Source organism: Williamsia sp. (assembly GCF_016462415.1).
Lineage (GTDB): Bacteria > Actinomycetota > Actinomycetes > Mycobacteriales > Mycobacteriaceae > Williamsia_A.
On sequence record NZ_JAEMTF010000162.1, the window covers coordinates 1 to 6043 of the forward strand.

Consider the following 6043-nt stretch of genomic DNA (forward strand, 5'->3'; position numbering starts at 1 on the left):
CTACCCGCTGAGGCAGGTGGGCCCGAGCAACGCCTTCAGATCACCCATCAGCGCCGAACTCGGCGTGACCCTGAGGTTGTCGTCGAGACGCATCACCGTCGACGACTCACCGCTGATGAGTCGCACGTGCACATCCGAGGTCCCGGGATGCCGGATGAGAACCTGCTTGAGCGCCGACACCCGGTCCTGGGTGCACAGCCGCGTCGACAGGGTCAACGCGATCGGCTTGGCCTCCCCCACGTGTGAGAGATCCGGGACCGCGAGGTCGTTGGCGCTGATCATCATCGAGTCGTCGCGCAGATTCACCCGCGCCTTGATGAGCACCACCGCGTCGGCGACGATGTCCATCCCGTAGGTCTGGAACGCGCGCGGGAAGAAGTAGACCTCGACGCCACCGACCATGTCCTCGAGGGTGACCACCGCGTACGGCTCGCCCTTCTTGTTCACGCGCCGGGTCACCGCGGAGATGATGCCGCCGATGATGATCTGCGCGCCGTCGCTGACGTTGCCCTCGAGCAGGGTGGTGATCGAGGTGTCGGTCTGCGCCGAGATGACGTGCTCGATTCCGCCCAGCGGATGACCGGACACGTAGAGCCCCAACATCTCCCGCTCGAGCGCGAGCTTGTGTTTGGAATCCCACTCCTCGTCGGGCACGCGCACGGCGAACACGTCCTCGACCGGTCCGTCGCCACCGCCGGTGTCGCCGAACAGGTCGAACTGTCCGACCGCCTCGGCCTTCTTCGTACCGAGCACGGCGTCGACCGCGTCGACGTGGACGAGGAACAGACCCTTGCGCGGGTGGTTCAACGAGTCGAAGGCGCCGGCCTTGATCAGGGATTCGGTGACCTTCTTGCTGCACGCGGTCACATCGATCTTGCCGAGGTAGTCGGAGAAACTGCCGAAGTTCCCCTTCGCCTCGCGGGCGGCGAGGATCGCACTGACCACGTTGCTGCCGACGTTGCGCACCGCGACGAGGCCGAAGCGGATGTCCTCGCCAACGGCGGCGAAGTTGCGCTGCGACTCGTTGACGTCAGGCGGGAGCACGGTGATCCCGAGCTTGCGGCAGTCCGCGAGATAGATTGCGGCCTTGTCCTTGTCGTCACCGACCGAGGTCAGCAAGCCGGCCATGTACTCGGCCGGGTAGTTCGCCTTGAGGTAGGCGGTCCAGTAGGAGATGAGTCCGTAGGCAGCGGCGTGCGACTTGTTGAACGCGTACCCCGCGAACGGGAGGATCGTCTCCCACAGCGCCTTGATGGCCGCCTTGGAGAAGCCGTTGGCGACCATGCCCGCCTCGAAGCCCTCGAATTCCTCGGCGAGGACCGACGCCTTCTTCTTACCCATGGCGCGACGCAGGATGTCGGCTCGACCGAGCGAGTAGCCGGCCACCTTCTGCGCGATCTGCATGATCTGCTCTTGGTAGACGATCAGGCCGTAGGTGTCGCCGAGGATCTCCTTGAGCGGCACCTCGAGCTCCGGATGGATCGGCTTCACGATCTGGCGATCGTTCTTGCGGTCGGCGTAGTCGTTGTGGGCGTTCATGCCCATCGGGCCGGGTCGGTACAACGCGCCGACGGCGACGATGTCCTCGAATGCGGTGGGCTGCATGCGCTTGAGGAGTTCCCGCATCGGACCACCGTCGAGCTGGAACACACCCAGGGTCTGCCCGCGTGCCATCAGATCGTAGGTCGCGCTGTCGTCGAGCGGCAGGGCGTCCATGTCGATCTCGATGCCGCGGTTGTTCTTGATGTTCTCCAGCGCGTCGTTGATGACCGTGAGGTTGCGCAACCCCAGGAAGTCCATCTTGAGCAGGCCGATGTCCTCACACGACGGATAGTCCCAGCCGGTGATGATGGCGCCGTCCTGCGCGCGCTTCCACACCGGGATCGCGTCGGTGAGCGGCTCGGAGGACATGATCACCGCGCAGGCGTGGACGCCGGCGTTGCGGATCAGACCTTCCAGCCCGCGCGCGGTCTCGTAGATCTTCTTGACGTCGGGGTCGGTCTCGATGAGCGCACGAACCTCCGACGCCTCGCCGTACCGCTCGTGGTCGGGATCGGTGATGCCGGCGACCGAGATGTCCTTGGCCATGATCGGCGGCGGCAGGGCCTTGGTGATGCGATCGGCGATCGAGTACCCGGGCTGTCCGAACTGAACGCGCGCCGAGTCCTTGATGGCCGCCTTGGTCTTGATGGTGCCGAAGGTGATGACCTGGGCGACCTTGTCGACGCCCCAGCGTTCGGTGGCGTAGCGGATCATGTCGCCGCGTCGGCGATCATCGAAGTCGATGTCGATGTCGGGCATCGACACGCGTTCTGGGTTGAGGAAGCGCTCGAAGAGCAGACCGTGCGGGATGGGGTCGATGTTGGTGATGCCCAGCGCCCACGCCACGAGTGACCCGGCGGCGCTGCCACGACCCGGGCCCACCCGGATGCCCACCTCGTGGGCGTGCCGGATCAGGTCACCGACGACGAGGAAGTACGCCGGGAAACCCATCTGGATGATGACGTCGAGCTCGTAGTGCGCCCGATCGGTGTAGTCCTGCGGGACCGGGTTGTCGGCGAAGCGCTTGACGAGGCCGGCGGCGACCTCCTTGCGCAGGAAGGTCTCCTGGGTGTCACCCTCGGGGACCGGGAACACCGGCATCCGGTCACGCGGTGCGAAGACCTCGGCGTAGCTCTGCACCCGCTCACCGATCTCCACGGTGTTGTCGCATGCGCCGGGGACGATCGAGTCCCACTGATCGCGCATCTCAGCGGCCGACTTCAGGTAGTAGCCGTCACCGTCGAACTTGAAGCGGGTCGGGTCCGAGAGCGTCTTGCCGGTCTGGATGCACAGCAGCGCCTCGTGGGTCACCGCGTGCTCCTTGGTGACGTAGTGGCAGTCGTTGGTCACGATCGGCTTGATACCGAGCTGCTTGCCGATCTCGAGCAGACCGTCACGGACCCGCCGCTCGATCTCGAGGCCGTGCTCCATCAGCTCGAGGTAGAAGTTGTCCTTACCGAAGATGTCCTGCCACTTGGCCGCCGCCTCGAGCGCCTCGCGCTGGTGGCCGAGACGAAGACGCGTCTGCACCTCGCCCGACGGGCAGCCGGTGGTGGCGATGATGCCCTCGGCGTACTGCGCGATGATCTCGGCGTCCATGCGCGCCCACTTGCCGAGCTGGCCCTCGATGGACGCGAGCGACGACAGCTTGAACAGGTTGTGCAGGCCGGTGGCGTTCTCGGCCACCATCGTCATGTGGGTGTAGGCGCCGCTGCCGGAGACGTCGTCGCTCTTCTGGTCCCGGTCGCCCCAGAGCACACGCTTGGTGTCGAAACGGGAGGCCGGGGCGATGTAGGCCTCGATGCCGATGATCGGCTTGATGTCGTGCTTGCGGGCGACGTTGTAGAACTCGCTGGCGCCGTACATGTTTCCGTGGTCGGTCATGCCGATCGCGGTCATCCCGAGGCGTTTGGCCTCGGCGAACATGGGTGCGACCTTGGCTGCACCGTCGAGCATCGAGTACTCGGTGTGATTGTGCAGATGAACAAACGAATCCGACACTCGTGGACCTCTTCCGAGACAGTTGCGGGACCGCCCGCCGAACCCGTCGCCGAGAGGGTGCCCCCGGCGACGTCGTAGGGAACAGTTTAGGGGTGGGCACCCACAGACGGTCGGCGCCACGCTTCGGCGAGCGCCGGACAATGCCGACACACCGCCGACACGCCGATGTCACCGCGGCCGGCACGCGTCCGCGGCGGGCGGTCAGCGAGGCGGGACGGGCGCGGTGTCGGCGACGGGCAGGAAACGGTCGGTCTGTTCGGGCAGCAACGCGACCACCGCGAACCGCCCGCCCGCGGCATCGGCGGGCAACACCTGGACACCGCGGACCAGCGGCGATGCTGCGATCTCCCGCAACCGCGGCCCGGTGCCGCGCACGACCATCGCGACGATGCAGGCACACCCGGACCGCAGACGGTCGACGGTGACAGAACTCACCTGCTGATCTCGGGTCGCGGGCGCGCCGTCACCGCCGGCATCGGCGTCGCCACGGACCTCGACCACGGCGTTGGTGCGTGCGGTGGCCAGCGATCCACGATCGCCGGTCACCGCGGCGAAGGTCGACGGGGTGGCGACACCGGCGATCGGCACGTGGAACGCGACCTGCGACGCGGCCGTACCGTCCACCAGCGACCACGCCTGGTCGTCGCCCACCGGAGCACGCAACGAGATCAGCGCCCACCGCGGCCCGGCGCCGACCCGATCGAGACCGGCGGCGGCGTCGTCGAGGTAGGCGGCCACGCTCGCGCCGTTCTCCGGACCGAGACGGTCGGAGGTGATGGCCGCGCGTTTCGGTGGATGGGTCGCACCGAGTGCGTAGAGCCCGGCCGTCGCCGCGACGAGGAGAACCAGCGCGACGACGATCGCTCCTGTCAGGCCGCCGCGGCGCGCCTCGAGGTCGGCCGGTGGCTGAGGTTCACCCGGCACGCAGGATGTCCAGGGCGCCGCGGAGGTCGTCGGGGTACGGGCTGGTGAACTCCACTCGGCGACCGTCGGCGGGATGGGCGAACGCCAGCGCTCGCGCGTGCAGCCACTGGCGTTCGAGGCCGAGTCGCGTGGCCAACACCGGGTCGGCGCCGTAGGTGATGTCACCGCAGCAGGGATGGTTCAACGCGGACAGGTGCACCCGGATCTGGTGCGTCCGACCGGTTTCCAGGTGCACGTCGAGCAGGCTGGCCGCCGCGAACATCTCGAGGGTGTCGTAGTGGGTGACGCTGGCCTTGCCCGCGGAGGTGACGGCGAACTTCCACTCGCTGCCGGGGTGTCGGCCGATCGCGGCGTCGATGGTGCCACTGGACGGATCGAGATGCCCCTGCGCCAGTGCGTGGTAGCGCTTGTCCACCGTGCGCTCCTTGAAGGCACGCTTGAGCAGCGTGTAGGCGCGCTCGGAGGTGGCCACCACCATCACCCCGGAGGTACCGACGTCGAGTCGGTGCACGATGCCCTGTCGTTCGTGGGCGCCCGAGGTGGAGATGCGGAAGCCGGCTGCGGCCAGCCCGCCGATGACGGTGGGCCCGGTCCAGCCGACGGACGCGTGCGCCGCGACGCCGACCGGCTTGTCGACCACGACGATGTCGTCGTCGGCGTAGATGACATCCATGTTCTCGATGGGCTGGGCGGGGTTCTCCAGCGGCCGGGCGGGCTCGGGCAGCACGACCTCGAGCCAGGCGCCGGCGACGAGTCGATGCGACTTGCCCACCGCAGCACCGTCGACGCTCACGTCACCGCCGTCGGCCAGTGCTGCGACCGCGGTGCGGGACAGCCCCAGGATGCGGGACACCCCCGCATCGAGGCGCATGCCGTCCAGGCCGTCGGGTACGGGCATGGACCGGCTCTCACGCATTCGGCGACTCTCGGGTGGACGTGGCGGATGGAGCAGGTTTCTTGCCCGAGATCCGGGTGCCGTCGAGCTCGACGCCGAACAACGTCAGCGCGACGAGCAGCACGGCACCGCAGACCACGGCGGAGTCGGCCACGTTGAACACGGGCCACCACCCGACCGAGACGAAGTCGACGACGTGGCCGCGCAACGGCCCTGGCGCGCGGAACAGGCGGTCGACGAGATTGCCGAGCGCACCGCCGAGGATCAGACCGAGGCCGAGCGCCCAGAGCGGTGACCGCAGACGGCTGCTGTATCGGATGATGCCGATCACCACGGCCAGCGCCACCACGGTCAGGACCCAGGTGTAGCCGGTCGCCATCGAGAACGCGGCCCCGCTGTTGCGCACGAGTCGAAGGGTGACGGTGTCGCCGATGATCGAGATCGGACGCCGCGGATCGATGACCGCGACGACGACGATCTTGGTGATCAGATCGAGCAGGAGGATCAGTGCGGCCACCGCGGGCAGCAACGCGATCATCCGTGCCGAACGTGCGGGGGCCTGCGGATCGGGGCCCGCGCCGACTCCGTCCTGGTCATTGCTCACGCCACCATCATCCATGACGGTCGTCGCTAGCCTGATCGGTGTGTCCCCCGCCGCCGCCCGCCGTGCCCGTGTCCGCC

At 67.8% G+C, this 6043-nt stretch carries 4 protein-coding genes; all 4 read right to left on the minus strand.

The features are described 5' to 3' along the window. The 4 genes from dnaE to lspA all read right to left on the minus strand — a co-directional run bounded on the left by dnaE (window position 1) and on the right by lspA (window position 5900). Window positions 1-3543 carry a DNA polymerase III subunit alpha gene (gene dnaE, locus JHC79_RS22335; RefSeq protein WP_296395029.1) on the minus strand — a complete coding sequence of 1181 codons (3543 nt, stop codon included), beginning with the start codon at window positions 3541-3543 and terminating at the stop codon, window positions 1-3. 201 nt (window positions 3544-3744) lie between these two features. Then, entirely contained in the window at window positions 3745-4467 is a 723-nt protein-coding gene (locus tag JHC79_RS22340; protein ID WP_296395030.1) for a hypothetical protein, read from the minus strand. Next, on the minus strand, window positions 4457-5383 hold the full coding sequence (locus JHC79_RS22345) for an RluA family pseudouridine synthase (protein ID WP_296395032.1): 927 nt from the start codon (window positions 5381-5383) through the stop codon (window positions 4457-4459). Before JHC79_RS22345 ends, JHC79_RS22340 begins: the two co-directional genes overlap by 11 nt. Continuing rightward, the gene (gene lspA, locus JHC79_RS22350; RefSeq protein ID WP_296395034.1) at window positions 5376-5900 is read right to left on the minus strand and encodes a signal peptidase II; all 525 of its coding nucleotides are present in this window, start codon (window positions 5898-5900) and stop codon (window positions 5376-5378) included. The genes JHC79_RS22345 and lspA overlap by 8 nt, the downstream gene beginning before the upstream one ends. Window positions 5901-6043 lie beyond the last annotated feature (143 nt).